This window comes from Halobellus sp. EA9 (assembly GCF_051195055.1).
Taxonomy (GTDB): domain Archaea; phylum Halobacteriota; class Halobacteria; order Halobacteriales; family Haloferacaceae; genus Haloquadratum; species Haloquadratum rubicundus.
The window spans coordinates 274,903-294,654 of the sequence record NZ_JBNTJW010000002.1 but is presented as its reverse complement, the minus strand read 5'-3'; the positions used below and the strand labels follow the sequence as shown (position 1 = coordinate 294,654).

At 69.3% G+C, this 19,752-nt stretch carries 19 protein-coding genes; 6 read left to right on the top strand and 13 right to left on the bottom strand.

Annotated features, from left to right (window positions below; translation table 11 throughout):
• Positions 1-227 precede the first annotated feature (227 nt).
• The 4 genes from ACQUQ0_RS04335 (at position 228) to ACQUQ0_RS04320 (ending at position 2,738) form a co-directional block, all read left to right on the top strand.
• Positions 228-506 carry a hypothetical protein gene (locus ACQUQ0_RS04335; RefSeq protein WP_435183382.1) on the top strand — a complete coding sequence of 93 codons (279 nt, stop codon included), beginning with the start codon at positions 228-230 and terminating at the stop codon, positions 504-506.
• Between the two features lie 75 nt (positions 507-581).
• A complete protein-coding gene (locus ACQUQ0_RS04330; protein WP_435183381.1) occupies positions 582-1,181 on the top strand; it encodes a DUF1684 domain-containing protein in 600 nt (199 codons plus the stop codon).
• A gap of 96 nt (positions 1,182-1,277) precedes the next feature.
• Complete coding sequence (locus ACQUQ0_RS04325; protein ID WP_435183380.1) at positions 1,278-2,369, top strand: aminopeptidase; 1,092 nt, start codon at positions 1,278-1,280, stop codon at positions 2,367-2,369.
• Positions 2,370-2,531: 162 nt separating this feature from the next.
• Positions 2,532-2,738: a hypothetical protein gene (locus ACQUQ0_RS04320; RefSeq protein ID WP_435183378.1), complete on the top strand. Its 207-nt coding sequence runs from the start codon at positions 2,532-2,534 to the stop codon at positions 2,736-2,738.
• Between the two features lie 22 nt (positions 2,739-2,760).
• Here the strand turns inward: ACQUQ0_RS04320 and ACQUQ0_RS04315 are convergent, their stop codons facing one another.
• Both ACQUQ0_RS04315 and ACQUQ0_RS04310 read right to left on the bottom strand, forming a co-directional pair.
• Positions 2,761-3,828, bottom strand: a complete 1,068-nt coding sequence (locus ACQUQ0_RS04315) for a hypothetical protein (RefSeq protein WP_435183376.1) — start codon at positions 3,826-3,828, stop codon at positions 2,761-2,763.
• A 64-nt stretch (positions 3,829-3,892) separates the two neighbouring features.
• The gene (locus tag ACQUQ0_RS04310) at positions 3,893-4,663 is read right to left on the bottom strand and encodes a DUF1405 domain-containing protein (protein WP_435183374.1); all 771 of its coding nucleotides are present in this window, start codon (positions 4,661-4,663) and stop codon (positions 3,893-3,895) included.
• A 103-nt stretch (positions 4,664-4,766) separates the two neighbouring features.
• Here ACQUQ0_RS04310 and pdxS point away from each other — a divergent pair, with 103 nt between their 5' ends.
• A complete protein-coding gene (pdxS, locus tag ACQUQ0_RS04305; protein ID WP_435183373.1) occupies positions 4,767-5,675 on the top strand; it encodes a pyridoxal 5'-phosphate synthase lyase subunit PdxS in 909 nt (302 codons plus the stop codon).
• A 41-nt stretch (positions 5,676-5,716) separates the two neighbouring features.
• Here pdxS and ACQUQ0_RS04300 read toward each other — a convergent pair whose 3' ends face one another.
• Positions 5,717-6,592 (bottom strand): homoserine kinase, encoded by an 876-nt coding sequence (locus ACQUQ0_RS04300; RefSeq protein ID WP_435183371.1) that lies wholly within the window; start codon positions 6,590-6,592, stop codon positions 5,717-5,719.
• Positions 6,593-6,839: 247 nt separating this feature from the next.
• Here ACQUQ0_RS04300 and ACQUQ0_RS04295 point away from each other — a divergent pair, with 247 nt between their 5' ends.
• A complete protein-coding gene (locus ACQUQ0_RS04295) occupies positions 6,840-8,246 on the top strand; it encodes an NAD(P)/FAD-dependent oxidoreductase (RefSeq protein WP_435183369.1) in 1,407 nt (468 codons plus the stop codon).
• Between the two features lie 102 nt (positions 8,247-8,348).
• Here the strand turns inward: ACQUQ0_RS04295 and ACQUQ0_RS04290 are convergent, their stop codons facing one another.
• The 10 genes from ACQUQ0_RS04290 to ACQUQ0_RS04245 all read right to left on the bottom strand — a co-directional run bounded on the left by ACQUQ0_RS04290 (position 8,349) and on the right by ACQUQ0_RS04245 (position 19,734).
• Positions 8,349-8,918, bottom strand: a complete 570-nt coding sequence (locus tag ACQUQ0_RS04290) for a DUF6149 family protein (protein ID WP_435183368.1) — start codon at positions 8,916-8,918, stop codon at positions 8,349-8,351.
• A 202-nt stretch (positions 8,919-9,120) separates the two neighbouring features.
• The gene (gene carB, locus ACQUQ0_RS04285) at positions 9,121-12,357 is read right to left on the bottom strand and encodes a carbamoyl-phosphate synthase large subunit (RefSeq protein WP_435183367.1); all 3,237 of its coding nucleotides are present in this window, start codon (positions 12,355-12,357) and stop codon (positions 9,121-9,123) included.
• A 228-nt stretch (positions 12,358-12,585) separates the two neighbouring features.
• A complete protein-coding gene (locus tag ACQUQ0_RS04280; RefSeq protein ID WP_372391220.1) occupies positions 12,586-12,810 on the bottom strand; it encodes a hypothetical protein in 225 nt (74 codons plus the stop codon).
• Positions 12,811-12,945: 135 nt separating this feature from the next.
• On the bottom strand, positions 12,946-13,476 hold the full coding sequence (locus tag ACQUQ0_RS04275) for a DUF5815 family protein (protein WP_435183366.1): 531 nt from the start codon (positions 13,474-13,476) through the stop codon (positions 12,946-12,948).
• An 82-nt stretch (positions 13,477-13,558) separates the two neighbouring features.
• On the bottom strand, positions 13,559-13,810 hold the full coding sequence (locus ACQUQ0_RS04270; RefSeq protein ID WP_435183364.1) for a hypothetical protein: 252 nt from the start codon (positions 13,808-13,810) through the stop codon (positions 13,559-13,561).
• 185 nt (positions 13,811-13,995) lie between these two features.
• Positions 13,996-15,210 (bottom strand): MFS transporter, encoded by a 1,215-nt coding sequence (locus tag ACQUQ0_RS04265; RefSeq protein ID WP_435183363.1) that lies wholly within the window; start codon positions 15,208-15,210, stop codon positions 13,996-13,998.
• A gap of 135 nt (positions 15,211-15,345) precedes the next feature.
• Positions 15,346-15,591 (bottom strand): hypothetical protein, encoded by a 246-nt coding sequence (locus tag ACQUQ0_RS04260; RefSeq protein WP_435183362.1) that lies wholly within the window; start codon positions 15,589-15,591, stop codon positions 15,346-15,348.
• Between the two features lie 95 nt (positions 15,592-15,686).
• Entirely contained in the window at positions 15,687-16,793 is a 1,107-nt protein-coding gene (locus ACQUQ0_RS04255) for a sensor histidine kinase (RefSeq protein WP_435183361.1), read from the bottom strand.
• Between the two features lie 86 nt (positions 16,794-16,879).
• Entirely contained in the window at positions 16,880-18,421 is a 1,542-nt protein-coding gene (locus ACQUQ0_RS04250; protein WP_435183360.1) for an ATP-binding protein, read from the bottom strand.
• A gap of 167 nt (positions 18,422-18,588) precedes the next feature.
• Positions 18,589-19,734, bottom strand: a complete 1,146-nt coding sequence (locus ACQUQ0_RS04245; RefSeq protein WP_435183358.1) for a methionine synthase — start codon at positions 19,732-19,734, stop codon at positions 18,589-18,591.
• Between the last annotated feature and the right edge of the window lie 18 nt (positions 19,735-19,752).

The following is a 19,752-nucleotide window of genomic DNA, read 5'->3' as shown; positions in this document are numbered from 1 at the left end:
CGGCGACGGTTCCCGCGGGGCTCGCCGGCGTCCGTCCAGGGGCTGCGAGGAGGCGATAGCAGTCGAAAGATTAGAAGGCTCAATAAATGTTCTAGGCGGATCTAATCGCCTCGTGAAACGTCGTCAGATCTGGCTGCGGCGCGGTGAAGAGAGCTGAACAGACGCCAACGCTCGTACGGGTATATGTTGTCGGCAGTCCTTGGGGCGAGTGAGGTGTGTCCCCACTGATGTCAAACGCGCTCCCTCCATTCGACTCCGAACGTCTCGGCCGCCTCCGCGACGCGCTCAGTTCGTCGCCCGCGTCGATCGAACGCCCCGTCGAGGCCCTCGCCACGCCGCTTCGCTTCGTCGCGTTCTGGACGGCCATCGCCCTCCCGTTCCTGTACTTCCCGCTCCTCGCCGGCGGGCTGACCGGCAGCGAGCCGACCGTGTTCGTCGCCCTCCTCCTCGCGAACGCGGTCGCGCTCGTGGCCGGTCACGACTACCACGGCGCCGGCTCGGCGTGACCGTCGGGACGAACTCCCGCGCCGGGCGCGAGCGCGAACCGTCAAGGGTTACGGCGCGGCGGCCGTAAGTCGGCTATGAGCGACGATGCCGACGAGCGCCCCGCGTCCGACGGCGAGGGCGCGGACGGCGAGTACGTCGAGACGCTCCGGGCGAACCGCGAGGAGAAAGACGAGTTCTTCGGCACGCACCCGCAGTCGCCGGTGCCGCCGGAACACCGCGACGACTTCGACGGCCTGGACTACTTCGCGCCCGCGCCCGAGTACCGGATCGAGGCGACGGCGACCGTCCACGACGACCCCGAGCCGGTCCCGATGGAGACGACCGCGGGCGAGGAGGTCCGATACGTCCGCGTCGTCACCTTCGCCTTCGACGTCGACGGCGAGACGCACGAACTCCAGGGCTACAAGCAGCGCCCCGACGACCGCGAGGAGCCGATCTTCGTGCCGTTCCGCGACAAGACCACGGGCCAGGAGACCTACCGCGGCGGGCGCTACATCGAACTCCACCCCGAGGGCGACCTCGACGACGGCGACGAGGTGGTCGTCGACTTCAATCTGTCCTATACGCCCTTCTGCGCGTTCAGCGAGACGTTCTCGTGTCCCCTCCCGCCCGAGGAGAACTGGCTGGAGACGGCGATCCGCGCGGGCGAGCGCGACTGGTCGCCAGAGGCATAGTATACGCTTTCGGCCGCCGGATCGGCGGCGACCCGAATCGGCCCCCGCGACCGGGCGGTGCGAAAGGCGTTTGGTCCGGACGGCCAACGGGCTGATATGGACCCGCGAATCCGTGAGCACGCGCAGATCGTCGCCGAGCACTCGACCGGCATCGAGGCCGGGGACCGCGTCGTCATCAGCGCGCCCTCGGCGGCCGAGGACCTCGTCGTCGCGCTCCACGAGGAGTGCGCCGAGCGGGGCGCCCACCCCGTCCTCCTGAATAGCGACTCCCGGGCGACCCGGGCGTTCCTCCGGAACCACGACGGCGACTTCGAGACGCCCGAACACCTGCTGGCGATGTACGAGGAGATGGACGCCTACATCGCCGTCCGCGGCGACGAAAACGCCACCGAGACGGCCGACGTCGACCCCGACCGCAACGCCGCCTACCGCCGCGCGATGAAGCCCGTCCTCCAGGAGCGGCTCTCGAAGACCTGGAGCCTCACCCAGTATCCGACCTCGGGCAACGCCCAGCTCGCGGGGATGAGCACCGAGGCCTACGAGGACTTCGTGTGGGACGCCGTCGGCCTCGACTGGGACGAACAGCGCGAGCACCAGGAACAGATGGTCGAGATCCTCGACGAGGCCGACGAAGTGCGGATCCGCTCGGGCGAGGAGACCGACGTCACGATGTCGCTGGCGGGCAACCACACGCTCAACGACTTCGGCGAGGCCAACCTCCCCGGCGGCGAGGTGTTCACCGCGCCGGTCAGGGACTCCGTCGAGGGCGAGGTCCACTTCGATATGCCGCTGTACCGCCAGGGCCGAGAGATCGAAGACGTCCGCGTCCGGTTCGAGGAGGGCCGGGTCGAGTCCTACAGCGCCGGCCGGAACGAGGAGGTGCTCGACGGCGTCTTCGAGACCGACGAGGGCGCGCGCTACCTCGGCGAGCTCGGCATCGGGATGAACCGCGAGATCGACCGCTTCACCTACAACATGCTCTTCGACGAGAAGATGGGCGATACCGTCCATATGGCGGTCGGCTCCGCCTACCCCGACACCGTCGGCGAGGAGAACGAGCGCAACGAGAGCGCCGAGCACGTCGATATGATCGTCGATATGAGCGAGGACTCCGTGATCGAGGTCGACGGCGAGGTCGTCCAGCGCAACGGCACCTTCGTCTTCGAGGAGGGCTTCGACGAGGCGTAACCGAGATCTCGGCGGCGGTTTCCGGGAACGGGTCGCCGCGCGGTACTGTCCGAGAACGACCGAGCTCCGAACGGCGGTCCGGAGTCGCGAACGGGTCGTCACGGCGCCTTCGCATCAAAACTACTATGCCATCTCTTGTTGACTAACCTACAAGTGGTGTCCGTGAGCTCTCCACAACGTATCCGAATCCGGTGTGACTGCGGCGAGTGGCTGGAGCGATCGACCGACGCACCCACGACCGAGTGCGAGTGCGGCGCGACGTACGTCGTGACCGTCACCGACATCACGCCGCCGGAGACCGTCGGGGAAGCCGGAACGGAGACTCGAGGATCCGCGGTCGAGTCGCTGAATCCCGCCCCGAGAGACTGAAGACCGGCAGAGGGCTCGCCGCTCAGTCCCAGGACAGCCCGACCGAGTGCGCCGGCGCGTCGAGCGGACTCGTCGGAAGCCCCGTCCGCACCTCGGGGTCGTTGTATCCGCCGGGGGCGACGTCGTTCGGCCCGTCCGGGTAGAACAGCGCGGCCAGGAGTTGAATGTGGTCGCGGCCGACGCCGAGTTCGAACTGCCCGCCGCCGTACAACTGCACGCCGCGCGCCTCGGCCCACTCGATCGTCTCGAAGAGCGACTGCACGGTCCCGAACCGCGAGGGCTTTACGTTCAGCCAGCGCGGCTCGAACGGCAGGTCCTCGACCGACTCGACGCCCGTGATCGGGTAGTCCCACGAGATCCGCCCCTCCTCGCCGTCGAAGAGGGGGCGCGTCTCCGAGGTGAGCGCGGGATCCTCGATGACGGCGTCGGGGAACGCGTCGACGAGCCGCGCGTAGAGGTCCGGATCCGGCTCGACGTCGACCTCCGTGCCCTCGTAGAGCCCCTTCAGATCGAGGATCCGGACCGCGTCCGTGGCGGCGACCGCCTCGATCAGGTCGGCGTCCCAGTCGGGCGTCGGATCGAGCTTGAACTCGGCGTCGGGATACTCGTCGCGCATCGCGTTCAGGCGGTCCGTCGTCGGCGGGTCGCCGAGCCGCATCGAGGCGACAAAGCGGATCGGGTCGGGATCGCGGCCGACCGCCTCGCCGAGCGAGCGGTCGTTCTGTCGGAGCGCCAGATCCAGCCCCGCGGACTCCAGCGCCCAGCGGCGGTAGTGATACCCCGTCTCCCGCTCGGGGTCCTTCGTCGGGAAGAGGTCGATGTCGTCGAGCCGCTCCGAAAAGGACGCGAACGTGTACTCGCCTTCGAGGTCGAAGGCGGGCGCATCGGCGAGGGCGTCGTGGTCTTCGGTGTCGTAGGTGACGTCCTCGCCGCGGCCCGTGTGGGTCGTCCCCTCGGCGTCCGGGCCGGAGAGACGGAACGTCGTCGTGGTCCGGACGAAGCCGCTGGAGGTGTCGCGGTCGCGCCGCGTTCGGTCCGTGGACTCGATCGAGAGCGGGAGGCCGGAGACGGCGTCGAAGAGGTCGCTCATCGGAGGGGGTATGCGCGGCGCGGGGAAAAGGCTGGCAGTCGGCGCGGCGAAGGCGCGGGCGGGGTCAGTCCGACCCCGACCCGGCGAGCCGGAGTTCCAGTTTCTTCACCCGGGTCGCCAGCGCGGTGAACGTCGCCAGGAACGTGAGGACGACCGCGCCGGCGGCCGCGAGCTGGAGCGCGGTCGACCCCCCGACGACGGCGGCGTCGGCGACCGGGAGCGACGTGTGGTGGGGGTCGCCGACGATCGGGACGAAGTAGTCGACGACGTCGTTGAAGCCGTACCACGCGAGCGCGACGGCGACCGCCCGGACCGGGAAGTCCGCGATCCGATACAGGACGAACGCCTCGACGACCATCGCGAGGTGGCTCACGAAGAGGAAGACATAGAGCGGGAGCCAGGTCGTCCGCAGGAACGGCTCGGCGAAGGCCGCGAGGACGTACGGCGTCCACAGGCCTAGCTTCCAGCAGCCGAAGAACGCCAGCGCCGCGAGGTACTCGTTCGTCCGGCCGAGCTTCCAGCTGGCGAACGCCAGGGCGATAAAGAGCGTCGCCAGCGGGCTGTCGGGGACGAACGGCCACATCACGACGGGCTCGGCCGCGAACTGCCACGTGATCAGCGGATCCGACAGCGGCAGCGGGTGGAAGCCGTAGTACCAGAAGCCGAACAGGGTCCCGAGGAGGTTGATCGCGACGACGACCCAGGCGAACCGGAGCCCGACGTTTTCGAGCCACGTCGGCAGCGGAGCCAGCCACCGCGGGAGGGGTTCGGGATCGGGGAGTCCCGCGCCGGAGACGAGCCGGGAGAGCGGCGACGACGCGTCGGACGATGCCATTATCGACCGCTCGGTGCGGCGGGAAAAATGGGTGCCGATTCCGGCCAGACGCGGCGGGAGCCCGAGTGATTCGTTTAAGTGTGTCCGGCCGCAATTACTCTATATGTCCGAGGAGACCGATCTGTCCGAACTCCGCCGCGGGACCGATCTCGTCAAGCGCGGGTTCGCACAGATGCAGAAGGGCGGCGTCATCATGGACGTCGTCGACGCCGAACAGGCGAAGATCGCGGAGGAGGCCGGCGCGGTCGCGGTGATGGCGTTGGAGGCCGTCCCCGCGGACATCCGCAAGCGCGGCGGCGTCGCGCGGATGGCCGACCCCGCCGACGTGGCCGAGATCGTCGAGTCGGTCTCGATCCCGGCGATGGGCAAGTCCCGGATCGGCCACACGAAAGAGGCCCAGATTCTGGAAGCCGTCGGCGTCGACATGATCGACGAGAGCGAGGTGCTCACCCCCGCCGACGACCGCTACCACATCGACAAGCGGGAGTTCACCGCGCCGTTCGTCTGCGGCGCACGCAACCTCGGCGAGGCGCTCCGCCGGATCGACGAGGGCGCGGCGATGATCCGCACCAAGGGCGAGGCCGGCACCGGCGACGTGAATCAGGCCGTCCACCACCAGCGCAACATCAAGGGCGCGATCCGCGAGCTCCAGGGCAAGACCCACGAGGAGCGCGAGGCGTGGGCCCGCGAGCACGAGGCGCCCGCGGACCTCGTCCACGAGACCGCCGAGATGGGGCGGCTCCCGGTCGTGAACTTCGCCGCCGGCGGCATCGCGACGCCCGCCGACGCGGCGCTGATGATGCACCACGGCTGCGACGGCATCTTCGTCGGCTCGGGCATCTTCGGCGCGGAGAACCCGCCCGCGATGGGCCGCGCCATCGTCGAGGCCGTCAACAACTGGGACGACCCCGAGACGCTCGCGGAGATCGCCTCGAACCTCGGCAAGGGGATGAAGGGCGAGTCCAACGCCTCGCTCCCCGAAGAGGAGAAGCTCCAGGGCCGCGGCGTCTGAGCGGCCGTATCCGTTCTGTTCTTTGCTTCCCGTGTTCCCGATCAGTACAGCGTCGCGCCCTCGCTCACGCGCGTCTGATACGCCCGCGATTCGACGCCGGCCGTCGAGAACGCGTCGACCATCGCCGAGGCGACGTCCCGCCGGGCCGACTCGCGGCAGACCGCGATGACCGCCGGGCCGGCCCCCGAGACCGTCACGCCCGTCGCGCCCGCATCGAGGGCGGCCTCGCGGACCGCGTCGTAGCCGGTGATCAGCTCCGCACGGGCCGGCGTGACGACGCGTTCGTCCATCCCGCTGCCGACGAGGGCGGGGTCGTTCCGACACATCCCGACCGAGAGCGTCGCCGCCGAGCCGATCGTGTGGACGACGTCCTCCATCGACGCCGACTCGGGGACGACCCGGCGGGCGTCGCGGGTCGAGACCGCGATCTCCGGGAGGCACGCCACGAGCGGGATCGACGCGTCGACGGTCGTGACGGCGTCGCCGCGGGCGACGGTGAAGCCCCCGAGGAGGGCGGGGGCGACGTTGTCGGCGTGGGCCTCGCCGGAGACGACGGCCTCGCCCTCGGCGGCGACGGCGACCAACTCCTGCCGGGAGTAGCCGCGGTCGTAGAGTGCGTTCAGCGCGACCGCGGCCGCGGCCGAGCTCGCCGCCGAGGAGCCGAGGCCCGAGGAGGGGCGGACGCCCTTGTCGATCTCGATGTGCGCCGGCGCGTCCAGGGCGTCGGCGACCGCGCCGACGACGTTCTTGTCGGGGTCCTCGGGGATGTACTGGCTGCCGACGCCGCGCATCTTGATGGTTGTCCGGTCGGCCTTCTCCACGCGGACGACGTCGGCGGGACGGTCCAGAGCCACGCCGAACACGTCGAATCCGCTTCCGAGATTCGCGCTCGTCGCGGGGGCCCTGACCGTCTGCATACGCGTTTCGTTGCCCAACGGCCGGTAAAAAGGTAGCGAACGGTAGCGAACCGAACGCGGGCGACGGCGACGGGATGGCCGGGAGCGCCGTCGAGACGGCCGCGGCCCCGCGGGACTCATACTGTCGGACACAAGTCTGTGAAGAATTTCGGCGCCCGGGGCGGCGAATATCTTGAAACAGTTGTGTCCGACAGTATCAGACCGGACGGAACGGAAAGCACTTTTCGTCGCTCCGAGTAGGCGGCGTATGATCGGCGTCGTCGGCGGCGGGATCGCGGGACTCGCGGCCGCCTATCGGTTGCAACAGCACGGCCACGAGGTCCAGGTGTTCGAGGCGTCGGACCGGATCGGCGGACTGGCGGCGACCTACGAGACCGCCGGCGACGACATCGAGCAGTTCTACCACCACCTCTCGAAGTCCGAAGAGACCATCGTCGAGCTCGCCGAGGAGCTGGGCCTCGGCGACCGGATCGAGTGGCGCGTCGGCACCAACGGCTACTACGTCGACGGCGTCGTCCACCCGCTCGACACGCCCTGGGAGATCCTCGCGTACCCGCACATGAGCCTCTACGACAAGTACAGACTGGGAATGCTCACCCTCGGGGTCGACGTCCGCGGGCTCGTCCCCGACTTCGACGCCTACGACGAACTCGCGGAGTACGAGCACGTCACCGTCCGGGACTTCGTGGAGGAACACACCACAGAGAGCGTCTACGAGAACTTCGTCGATCCCCTTCTCGACGGGAAGTATGGGGATCGAAAAGACGACATCTCGGCGGCGTGGTTCCTCGGCCGCGTCCGGTTCCGGGGCGAGCGCGACCTCCTCCGCGGCGAGGTCCTCGGCTACTTCGACGGCGGCTTCGGCGTCCTCCTCGACGCCCTGCTCGACGCCGTCGGCCGCGAGAACGTCACGACGAACGCGCCCGTCACCGACCTCACCGTCGCGGACGGTCGGGTGCAGTCCCTGACGGTCGACCGCGGCGGCACGGAGGCCGCGCCGGGCGCAGACGCCACGGAGACTCACGACGTCGACGCCGCGGTCGTCGCGACGATGCCGAACGTCCTGGAGTCGCTGACGGGCTACGCCTGCGAGATCGACTTCCAGGGCGCGGTCTGCGGGCTCGCCACGCTGGAGGAGTCCCTGCTCGACACCTACTGGCTGAACGTCGCCCACGACGCGCCCTTCGGCGCGCTCATCGAGCACACGAACTTCGTCGAGCGGGCGCGCTACGGCGGCGACCACCTCCTCTATGTCGCCGCGTACGTCCAGGATCGCGAGGAGGAGCTGTGGCGGATGGACGACGACGAGGTCCGGGAGACGTGGCTCGACGAGATCGAGTCGATGTTCCCCGACTTCGACCGCGGATCGGTCTCGGAGTTCAGGATCGCCCGCAATCCCCGCGCGGCGCCGATCTACGAGCGCGGCTACCTCGACCTCGTGGTCCCCTACCACCTCGACAGCGAGGTCGGCGAGGGCGTCTACTACGCCGGGATGGCCTCGGCGGCGCAGTATCCGGAGCGGTCGCTCAACGGGGGCGTCCTCGCGGGCTACGAAGTGGCCGATCGGATCGACGAGCGGGTCGAGAGCGACGCGGGCCACGACGGCGACCGCGACACCGAAGCGAGCGGCTTCGAGTTCGGGAGACTACAGTAAGAGCCCGCTCGTCTTCCCGCGACCCGGGACGATTCGGCAACCCGGCGTTGCGTGTGCCTGTCCGAGACGAAACGGCGCGGTGTCCGGAGTCCGACGCGCCGGTCACGCCCCGGGGGCCTTGCCCACGTCGACGTCGTCCGGCTCGTCCTGCCCGCCGACCACGAGCCCGTCCTCCGTCTCGACGTAGACGTCATCGGCGAAACCGCCCTCCGCGTGGGGGTGCTCCGGATCGTCCAGTTTCTCCGGCGTCGACGGGGCGTCCGCGATCCCGCCCTCCGGGCGGAAGTCACCGAGCGGATCGGCGATCGTGATCGAGTAGCGCTCGAAGAACTCCTCGTACCGCTCGTAGTGGGCTTCGACCTCGTCGGTCGGGTACTCCATCATCTCGGTCCACCCGTGGTTGTAGAAGTCCATATTCGCCTGAACGTGCGTGATCTCGCGGGCCTTCGCCTCCGTGTAGCCCGCCTCCAGCGCCGCGACGTAGGTGTCCATCGTCGCGTCGAAGAAGTCGTCCAGATGCGCCTCGCGCTCGTCCCGCCGGTCCGCGTCGGCCTTCTCCAGGAAGACGCGGGTGTGCAGATCGACCAGTTTGTCGTTGACCGCGTTGCCGACGACCGGGAGCGTCAGCGCCTGCTTCGCCGCAAAATGTCGGACGTTCTGTTTCAGCTTCATCGATACGTTACGGTTGTCGCCCGATGCAAATGAAGGCGACGGCCCCCGCCGACGCCTTATCTCGGGCCCGGGATCGCTCCCAAGAGGTCGCTGAGCGCAGGAGAGACGACCGCAGCCTCCTTATAGTGATTACTCTCGTCTCTTACCGCCGAACGCCGTTACCGGGGGTGGCGTCGGCGGTAAACAGTGAGAGTAATCACTATCAGTCGTCGCTAGCGCCCCACGACTCGACGCGGCGCGGCCGGTCGGAGACGGCCTCGACGTCGATCGGGTCGTCCTTGACGTCGAGCGCTTCGAGCGCGGCGAACGCCGAGGGCGTCGTCGAGAAGTAGGTGATCTCCTCTTCGACGCAAATTTCGAGGGGGTCGCGGTCGCGGGAGACCACGAGGTCGATCTCGCCGGCGCGGAGCGCCGCGGCCAGGTCCTCCTCGTCGTCGAACTCGACGAGGTCGAAGTGGGTCGCATAGCCCTCGCGGAGCGCCTTGCCGTCCTCGGAATCCGGCTCGGGGAACTCCTCGGCCGAGAGGTCGACCCACGCGGTACCCGACTCGGGGATCGGCTTGCCGGTGGCGTCCTGGGCCTTGTCGTAGGCCTTCGCGAACGTCGAGGCCGTCCCCATCACCTCGCCCGTGGACTTCATCTCGGGGCCGAGGCGCGGGTCCGAGCCCGGCAGGCGGTCGAACGGCAGGACGACCTCCTTGACGCTGACGTCCTCGGGGATCTTCTCGTCGACGTCCAGATCTTCGAGCGTCTCGCCGGCCATCACCTTCGCCGCGAGCTTCGCGATCGGGACGTCCGTCGCCTTCGAGACGAAGGGGACGGTGCGCGAGGAGCGGGGGTTGGCTTCGAGGACGTAGACGTCGCCGTCCTTCACCGCGAGCTGGACGTTCAGCAGGCCGACGGTGTCGAGCGCGGTCGCGATGTCCTCTGTGACCTCGCGGACGCGCGCCATCGTCCCTCTGTCCAGGGAGCGCGGCGGGATCATACACGCCGAGTCGCCGGAGTGGACGCCCGCGCTCTCGACGTGCTCCATCACGCCGCCGATGATCGCGCGCTCGCCGTCGGAGACGGCGTCGACGTCGAGTTCGATCGCGTCCGCGAGGAACTCGTCGATGAGGATCGGCTTGTCCGGGGAGACCCGAACCGCCTCCTCGATGTACTCTTTGAGCTCCTCGTCGTCGTAGACGACGTCCATCGCGCGGCCGCCGAGCACGTAGGAGGGGCGGACGAGCACCGGGTAGCCGATGTCGTTCGCCAGTTCGAGCGCTTCCTCCTCGCTGGTCGCCGAGCCGCCCTCGGGCTGGAGGATGCCGAGATCGTCCATCAGGCGGTTGAAGCGGTCGCGGTCCTCCGCGAGGTCCATCGCGTCGACGCTCGTGCCCAGGATCTCACAGTCGAGGCCGCGGCGGTCGATCTCGGACTGGAGCGGGTGGCCGATGTTGACCGAGGTCTGGCCGCCGAACTGGACCATCACGCCGTCGGCGTCGGTCGCCTCGATCACGTCGGCGACCTCTTCTGCGGTGATGGGCTCGAAGAACAGCCCGTCGGAGGTGTCGTAGTCGGTCGAGACCGTCTCGGGGTTGTTGTTCACGACGTGGGCGTCGATGCCCATCTCGCGCAGCGCCTGGACGGCGTGGACCGAGCAGTAGTCGAACTCGACGCCCTGGCCGATCCGGATCGGGCCACCGCCGACGACGACGACGCTCTCGACGTCGCGGTCGACGCGGAGTTCGCCCGCCGCCGCGTCGCCCTCGTAGGGGCCCGTGTAGAACTCGGGCTTGCGCGAGGAGTAGTAGTACGGCGTCTGGGCGGCGAACTCGCCGGCGCAGGTGTCGACCTGCTTGTACGTGCGGCCGGGGACGTCGGTCTCGATCTCGCTGACGGTCGCACCCGTCGCCGAGGCGATCTCGGCGTTCGTCACGCCGGCGGTCGCCGCGGTGGTGAAGTCGCCCTCCTGGGCGGCGTCCATCGACTCGGAGACGCGCTTGTAGCGTTCGAGGTACCACTCCTTGATGCCGGTCAGCTCCTGGACCTCGTCGACGGTGTAGCCGCGGTCGAACGCCTCGAAGATGGCGAAGGTGCGGTCGGGCGTCGGGCGTTCGAGCAGGTCGGTCTCGAGCTCCTCGTCGGAGACGCTCTCGACGTCGGTGGCGGGCTCGTACTCCGTCGAGCGGATCGCCTTCAGCATCGACTCCTCGAAGGTCCGCCCGATCGCCATCGCCTCGCCGGTGGACTTCATCGCCGTCGAGAGCGTGAAGTCGACGTCGTCGAACTTGTCCTTGGGCCACCGCGGGATCTTCGTGACCACGTAGTCGATTGCGGGCTCGAAGGCGGCGGTCGTCTCGCCGGTGATCTCGTTTTCGATCTCGTGGAGCCGCTTGCCGAGCGCGACCTTCGCGGTCACGCGGGCGATCGGGTAGCCGGTCGCCTTCGACGCCAGCGCCGACGAGCGGGAGACGCGGGGGTTCACTTCCACGACGCGGTACTCGCCGCCGGGGGTGCCGTCGTCGCGCCAGGCGAACTGGATGTTACAGCCGCCCTGGATGCCGAGTTCCCGGATCACTTCCAGCGCGGCGTCGCGCATCTCCTGGTGGCCCTCGTCGGGGATGACCTGCGAGGGCGTGACGACGATCGATTCTCCAGTATGGATGCCCATCGGGTCGATGTTCTCCATATTGCAGATGATGATACAGGAGTCGTCGGCGTCCCGCATCACCTCGTACTCCAGTTCGACCCAGCCCGAGATGGACTCGGTGATGAGCACCTCGTTGTTGCGCGAGAGCCGCAGGCCCTTGCGGACGCGCTCGTAGAGCTCCTGCTTCTCGTGGACGACGCCCGACCCCGACCCGCCGAGGGTGTAGGTCGTCCGGGCGATCACGGGGAGGCCGCCGACCTCCTCGACGGCGTCGTCGACGCGGTCCCGGAGGTCGGCCTCGGTGAGGCTCTGGACCTCCTCGCCCTCGTCGAGGTCGATCGTCGTCGAGGCGGGGACGGGCTGGCCGATGTTCTCCATCCGCTGGCGGAAGAGGTCCCGATCCTCCGTGGCGTAGATGGTGTCCAGCGGCGTGCCCATAATCTCGACGTCGTGCTCTTCGAGGATGCCCTGCTCGGCGAGTTCGGCGGTGACGTTCAGGCCCGTCTGCCCGCCGAGGCCGGCGACCACGCCGTCGGGGTTCTCCTCGCGGATGATCTCCGCGATCGCCTCCGGCGTGATGGGCTCGATGTAGACCCGGTCTGCCATCTCCGGGTCGGTCATAATCGTCGCGGGGTTCGAGTTGACGAGGACGACTCGGGCCCCCTCCTCCTGGAGCGCGCGGCAGGCCTGCGCGCCGGAGTAGTCGAACTCGGCCGCCTGTCCGATCTGTATGGGTCCGCTGCCGATGAGCAGGATCGTCCGGTCTTCGGACGCCGTCCCTGGCGAAGTGTCCTCGTCAGTCATCACTCGGTTCGAGTCCGTACATCGTAATAAGCCCGGCGGATTACTACGAGATACGAAAGGCAATTTCGAAATTCGTAACTCCCGCGGCGACGGCCGAAGAGCGCGGTCGCGATACGTGGGACTCGCGCGGGAGGGCCAAGAGCGATGCGGAAACGGACGGGTGGATCGCGAGAAGGACCGCGGACGCGGCGGGTGGCGCTGTCGACCGCGACGACGCCGAGTGAGCGCTCACTCGGCGAGCCGATACCGGTACGGACTGCCCTCGACGACGTCGATGGCCTCGCCGCGCTCTGCCGCCTGACCGAGCACGGTCGCGACGCGGTAGGGGGTGTCGAAGGCGTCGACGCCGCGCTCTCGCAGGCGGTCCAGGATCTCGCGGGCGGTCAGCGGCTCGTCGGCGGCCGCGAGGACGTCGCGCACGTCCTCGAACCCGGACGGCCGGGTCGTGCTCATAGGGGTATGCAGGGTCCGACGGGGCTTAGATTTCAGTGTGACGCGCGTCTGACGCGGCCGGGAGCGGTCCGGCGGTCCGCGCGTCCGACGCGTGTGAGACGGGTCGGACGCGGGCGCTGGACCGCGGCGGCGAGACTACCGCGCGTAGACGTCGTCGCCGTCGAGGTCCCGCTCGGCGCGGTACTCCTCGACGAACTCGCTCACGTCGAACTCCAGCATCTGCGTCTCGAACTGCGAGACGGCCGCGTCGTCGTCGGCGTGGCTGACGGCGTGGTCCATCAGTTCGACGACGAGCTCGACGACGACCTCGTGGAGCCGTCGGGAGTCGAAGTCGGTCACCCAGACGATCCCGGCGCCGACGTCGCCGTCGTCGGAGACGTCCGCGGAGACGACCTTCCCGGGGAACTCCTCCAGGACGATCCCGAGCAGGTGGGCCGTGCCGAACTCGGGCATCTCGTCGCTCGTCGTCTCGACGGCCTCCCTGAGCACCGACACGAGGAAGTCCGGGAGGAACCGCTCCGGCGGGTGGACGTCCATCACGACCGCGTGGCGCTCCCCGCAGGCGCACTCGAACTCGCGCATTCCCAGGTCGAGCGCGCGGACGCGCTTCGTCTCCCCGCACGGCAGTTCGAGCGTCTCACCCCCGCCAGGAGTCCCGTCGCTCATAGTTCGCGTTGCGGACGGCCGCGGTTAAGGGTCGCGTTCCGGGACGCGGGGCGCGCGGTACGGAGTCGGGACACGGGTAGAATCAGTTGCTCGCCGTTGCGTAGAGGATCGGGCCGACGACGAGCAGGGCGATGCCCAGGAACAGGTAGTGAATCGGCACGATCGCCTGCGGCGTGAGCGCGAAGACCAGCCCGAACACGATGGCGTTGAGCGCGAGCAGTTTCTGGGACTTCAGGGGGAGTACGCCCACCGTCGCGAACGCGAAGACGAGCAGGAGCGCCTGCCCGACGTTGTAGTTGAGCAGGAAGCTGTCGACGAGCTGTAGGGGGAGCATCCTTACCCGGGAGTTCGGCGCGAATCGAGTATTAAAGTTCCGTTCTTCCCGGCACGGGCCGGGTCTCGTCGCGCGTCGCGAGCGTCCCGCGGCCGCCTTGTCTCATAGTGATTGCTCTCGCTGTTTACCGCCGAACGCCACCCCCGGTGACGGCGTTCGGCGGTAAGAGACGAGAGTAACCACTATCACACCGGGAGGCGCTGCCCGGCGACGACGGCGCCGAGACAGCCCACGCAGACGACGCCGAGCCCCGCGGCGTAGGTCCCGGTGAGGTCGTACAGCGCGCCGACGAGGAACGGCCCGAGGAAGCCGCCGAGCTCCCCCACGGCGAAGACGAGCCCGACGGCCGTGCCCGTGAGTTCGGGCCCGACGCCGTCCAGTTCGGGCGGGACCATCCGGACGAGCGGCGAGAGCCCGCCCACGCCGAACCCGACGACGAGCGCGCCGACGACGGGCACGGCCAGCGGGACCGGCGCGAAGAGGAGCGCGCCAGTCCCGACCGAGCAGAGCGTCGCACAGCCGGCGATGACCGACCCGCGCGCGCCGAGGCGGTCCGAGAGCGTGGGGACGAAGAGCGTCCCGGCGGCCTGTGCGGCGACGAACCCGCTCACGAGCGAGGCCGAAAGCGCCGCGCCGACCCCGCGGGACTGGAGGACGGTCGCGAGCCAGTTCTGGAGCCCGTGGGTCACGAGCAGGTAGACCACGCCCACGACGACGAGGAGCCGCATCGAGCGGTTCGAGAGCACGCGCGCGAGGTCGCGGCGGAGCGCGGCGACCGAGGGCAGATCCTCGCGGTCGTCTGCGTCCACGGCGTGCCGCACCGCATCAAGCGGCGTCCGCCTGACCACGAGCCACCAGCAGACGGCGTACGCGAGCACCGCGAGCCCGGTGTAGCGGAACAGCGGCCGCCACCCGCCGAGGGGGCCGCCCAGGACGGCCCGGCCGATGCTGAACGCCGCGGCCGTGCCCGCCAGCGACCCCACGACGTAGATGGACGACGGCGTCCCCGATTCCGCGGGCGGGAAGAGCTCCGAGACGAGCTTCGGGAGTCCGAAAGTCATCGCCGTCCCACCGATCCCGACGAGGACGGTCAGCGCGAGCAGCACGGGAAAGGTGTCCGCGGCCGCGCGCCCGACCTGCGCGCTCTCGAACAGCACGAGCCCCGCGCCGATCGCGCGGTAGGGGCCGACGTAGTCGGTGACGACCCCCGAGAAGAGCGCGACCGGGACGTAGGTGAGCGGGATCGCGCCCGTGAGCAGTCCGGCCTGCGTGCTCGTCAGGCCGAAGTCGGCGACGACGACGTCGAGCCACGCCGGCACGGAGAACCAGACGAAGGTCAGCGCGGCGTAGGCGAGCGGTCCGAGCCCCAAGAGCCCGTAGCGGCGGCGTCTCGTCGACACGGTCGTCGACGGGGCGGGGGCGGCCTCAAAGGTCGGGTTGCGGCAGCCGTTCGGCTCATAGAGATTACGCTCGTCTCTTGCCGCCGAAGGCAACCCCCAGTGACGGCGTTCGGCGGACCAGTGAGAGTATCCCTATCAGTTCGGTCCGGTGATGTCCATCGGCCGGATCCAGCCGTACCAGATGGCGAAGATCATCCCGCCGTACCCGAGAACGAACACGAGCGCGCCGAGGCCGTTGTAGCCGAGTTCGCCGAGGTACCGGCGGACGAGCCCCGAGCCCGCGATCCCGACGACGAGCAGGGCGACGAGCAGCACCTTGTCCCGCGTGAGTTCGAAGAGCTGTCCGTCCGCCGCCTCGGCCTCGGCGTCCTCGTCGGTCATCGACTCGTCGTTGGGGCCGGAGGGGCCTGAGACTGTCGGAAGGGATCGGCGTCCGCGCGTCGGGTCCGCCACCGGGCGCGTTCGCGAAGCGGGAATCAGATCGATGGGGACTCACAATCGGCGTCCGGATCCGCGTCGGCGTCGGGATCATCGCCCGTCGGCACGAACTCGAAGCGTGCGCCGTCGGCCGAGCCGGCGGCGACGTGCCAGCCGTGGGCGACGGCGACGTCGCGGACGATCGCGAGCCGGAGATCCCGGCGATCGATCTCCCGCGCGGGCCGGTAGACGAACGGGTCGGCGTCGACGCGCCGTTCGCGGGCGGGCCCGTCGTCGGCGACATAGAAGCCGCCCTCGGCGAGCGGACCGACCCGAACCGTCGCCGACGAGCCGGCCCGATCGACGACTTCCTCGAAAAGCCGCTCCAGCGCCGTCCGGAGCTGTCGCTCGTTGGCCCGCACGGTGATCGTCCCCTCGGTGGAGAGCGTGGCATTCGGCGGCATAACGCGGTCGAAAACGTCGCGAGCGAGGTAGCCGACCTCGACGTCGCCGGTGTTTCCCGACAGCGGCTCGCCGCGGATCAGGTCCAAGAGGCTCTCGGTGAGGCGGTCCATCCGATCGACCGCCGCCCGCGCGGCGTCGAGGTGGCGCTCGTCGGCGTCGAGCCCGACGACCAGATCGAGGTGCCCCGAGGCGATCCCCACGGGGTTCCGGAGTTCGTGCGCCAGTAGCCCCGCGAACCGATCGAACCGCTCGTCCTTCCGTTCGAGCGCCGACTCGCGGTCGTCGAGAGTGTCCGCGTGCGCCAGCCGATCGAGCGTCGCCGCGACGGTCTGTCCGAGCAGCTCCGCGAGCGCGGGGTCGGGATCGGACCCGGCGTCGGACGGTTCGCCCGCGAACCACAGCACCCGGGAGTCGTCGAGCGGGACCGCGACGGTGGTCTCCTCCGAGTCGCCCGCGACGACGACTCGGTCCGCGGCGGCGGCGTCCCGCACGGCGTCGTCCGCGTGCGCAGCTGACCCGTCGGCACGCTCCCCGAGGGCTTCGAGCTCGGCCCGTACCGTCGCGAATCCGAGGAGGCTGCGGGCCGCCTCGCTCGCGCGCGCGAGCAGTTCGGCCTCCGATCCGGCGGCCGTCAGGTCCGGGAGCGCCGCCCGCGCGTTCGACGGCCCCGATTCGGCGTCACACTCACGTCGCGTGACCATACCTCAGATCGATCCGTCTCGCGGATGAGTGCTACTAAGAGGTCTCAATAGGAGTCCGTACGCCTCATACCCTGGGGTACCGGAGTCTACTCGGCCGCGGTCCGGATCTCGAACCGGGCCCCGCCGCCGTCGCTCTCTGCGATCGAGATCGACCACCCGTGGGCGTCGACGACCTGCCTGACGATCGCCAGCCCGTAGCCCGTCCCCTCGGCGTCCGTGCTGTATCCGAACTCGAAGACGGAGTCGCGGTCTTCGGCGGGGATGCCGGGGCCGTCGTCGGCGACGTAGAACCCCGAGTCGTCGTCGAGGTCGCCGACGGTGATCGCCACGCCCGTCCCGGCGTGTTCTACGGCGTTGCGGAAGAGGTTCTCGAAGAGCTGTTTGAGCCGGCCCGGCTCGGCCTCGACCGATCGCTCGGTCTCCACGTAGAGCGTGGCCCGTGGGGTCTCGACGACGTCCCACGACTCGCGCGCGAGCGCGCCGAGGTCGACCCACTCGGTGTCGGTGACGGACTTGCCCTCCCGCGCCAGCAGGAGCACGTCGTCGATCAGCGAGTCCATCCGGTCGACCGCGCTGGCGATCGCATCGAGGTGCTCGCTCTCGAACTCCTCGCGGGCGAGTTCGAGCCGCCCGCCCGCGACGTTCAGGGGGTTCCGGAGGTCGTGGGCGAGGACGCTCGCGAACGCATCGAACCGCTCGTTCTGCCGTTCGAGTTTGCTCGTCACGCGCTCGTGTTCCAGCTCGTAGCCCGCCCACTTGCTCATCAGCCGGATCAGCGTCTTCTCCGCGTCGGTGAAGGGGACGCCGCGGGGCTCCGTGGACGCGAAACACAGCGTCCCGTAGAGTTCCTCCTCGACGATGACCTTCCCCCCGATGTAGCTCCCGAGCTCGAATACCTCGTAGGCGGGGTCGTCCTCCCAGCCCTCCGCGAGCGCGTCCGAGACCGCGAGGAAGCTGTCTGTCTTGATCGTCTTCCGGCAGTACGCCTCCGAGAGCGGACACGACTCGCCGGGCTGGAGCAGCTCGTGGTCGCCGCGGGCCTGGACGATCCGCTGGGTGGGGTTCTCGGCCTCCGGATCGATCCGCGAGAGGAAGCCGTACGGGAGGTCGAGCCGCTCGCAGCCGAGCGCCAGTATGCGGTCTGTCTTCTCCTCGAACGACAGCTCCGTGTCGGTGGTCACGTCGTAGAGGTCCCGGATCAGCTCGACGGTCGTGTACCCGCCCGGGCCGCGCTCGTCGTCGATCCGCTCCCTGTAAGCGTCGACGCTCGTCTCGATCCGGGTCGCGAGCGCGTCGAACTGCTCGGGGGAGTCCGACCGGGGGACGTACTCGGAGACGCCCGCGGCGATCGCCTCGCTCGCGACCTCCTCGGAGCCGTCGGCAGTGAACAGGACGAAGGGGAGGTCCGGGTGGTCGGCCCGGACCGCATCGAGGAACGACAGCCCCTCGAAGCCGGGGAGGTCGTAGTCGCTGACGACGCAGTCGATCGCCTCGTCGGCGAGGAGTTCCAGGGCGCGGTCCGGGCCGCTCGACGTCACGTCGATCCGGTCGCTCTCGGCCGCCAGCCGTTCGGCGCCGGCCGGGTCGGCCGCCCCGGTGACGTACAGCGTCCGGATCTGGTTCGCCATAGGGGGTAGTGACCCCTCGGGTGCAAAAAGGTGTTCGCCGGCGGCAGGCCGCGGCCCCGGATCGCCCGACGCCCCGCGAACGACCACGGGACCGCTTATACCCCGGGGTCGCGGGAGTGATCGAGAGGGGGCAACGGGGGGGGAGAGCCGAACGCGGAATCCGGGGGTCAGAACAGGCGCTCGGAGGCGACCTCGGCGCCCTCGACGAGCGCTTCGAGCTTCTTCCAGGCGATGTCGGGGTGGACCATCGCGAGCCCGGCCTGGGTGTCGAAGCCGCAGTCGGGCGCGGCGACGATCCGGGTGGGGTCCTCGACGGCGTCGGCGACGCGTTCGAGGCGGTCGGCGACGACCTCGGGGTGTTCGACGACGTTCGTCTTCACGTCGACGACGCCCGGGATGAGCGTCCAGTCCTCGGGCAGGGGGTGCTCGCGGAAGACGCGGTACTCGTGCTGGTGGCGGGGGTTCGCCTCCTCGATCGAGAGGCCGCCGATGTCCAGATCGTAGATGATCGGCAGGACCTCTTCGAGGGGCTTGTCGCGGTGGTGCGGGCCCTCGTAGCTCCCCCAGCAGGTGTGGACGCGGATCTGCTCGTCGGGGATCGACTCCGTCGCCTCGTTGAGCGCCTCGACGTGCATCCGCACGACCGGCTTGAGCTTCTCGATCGGGCGGTCGCCGAAGCCGCGGTGGCCCGTCGTCAGGAGGTCCGGGGCGTCCAGCTGGAGCGTCGCGCCGGTCTCGGCGATCAGTTCGTACTCGCGCTTGACCGCGTCGCCGACGACAGAGAGGAACTCCTCGTGGGAGTCGTAGTAGTCGTTGACGAGCGTCGCGGCCGCGACGCCGGGCGAGGCCGCGGTGATGAACGTCCCCTCGAAGTCGGCGTCCGATTCCGCCAGGAGCTCGTAGAAGGTGTCGATCTCCTCTTTCGCGGCCTCTTCACCGTCGTACTCGACGGGGCCGACGACCGAGGGCTGTTTCGTGAGGTCGATCCCCTCCGCGGAGAAGGCGTCCTCGGCGTAGCCGGGGAAGTCCGCGAGGTCGTCCCACAGCGGCGCCTCGCGGGTGTCGCCGATGCCGGAGAGGCGGTTCGCGACGTACCAGTTGAAGGAGACGCGGGGCTGCTCCCCGTTGTTCACGATGTCGAGGCCGACGTCGGCCTGCTTTTCGATCGTCGTCTTCGTCGCCTCGACGACGGTCTCGTGCCAGACGTCTTCGTCGACCGCCTCGCCGTCCTGCCGGCGCTTCAGCAGTTCGAGCAGGTCCGGCGCTCGCGGGAGGCTTCCGATGTGTGTCGTCAGAATGCGGTCGTCGGTCATTCGTGGATGGAACTGACC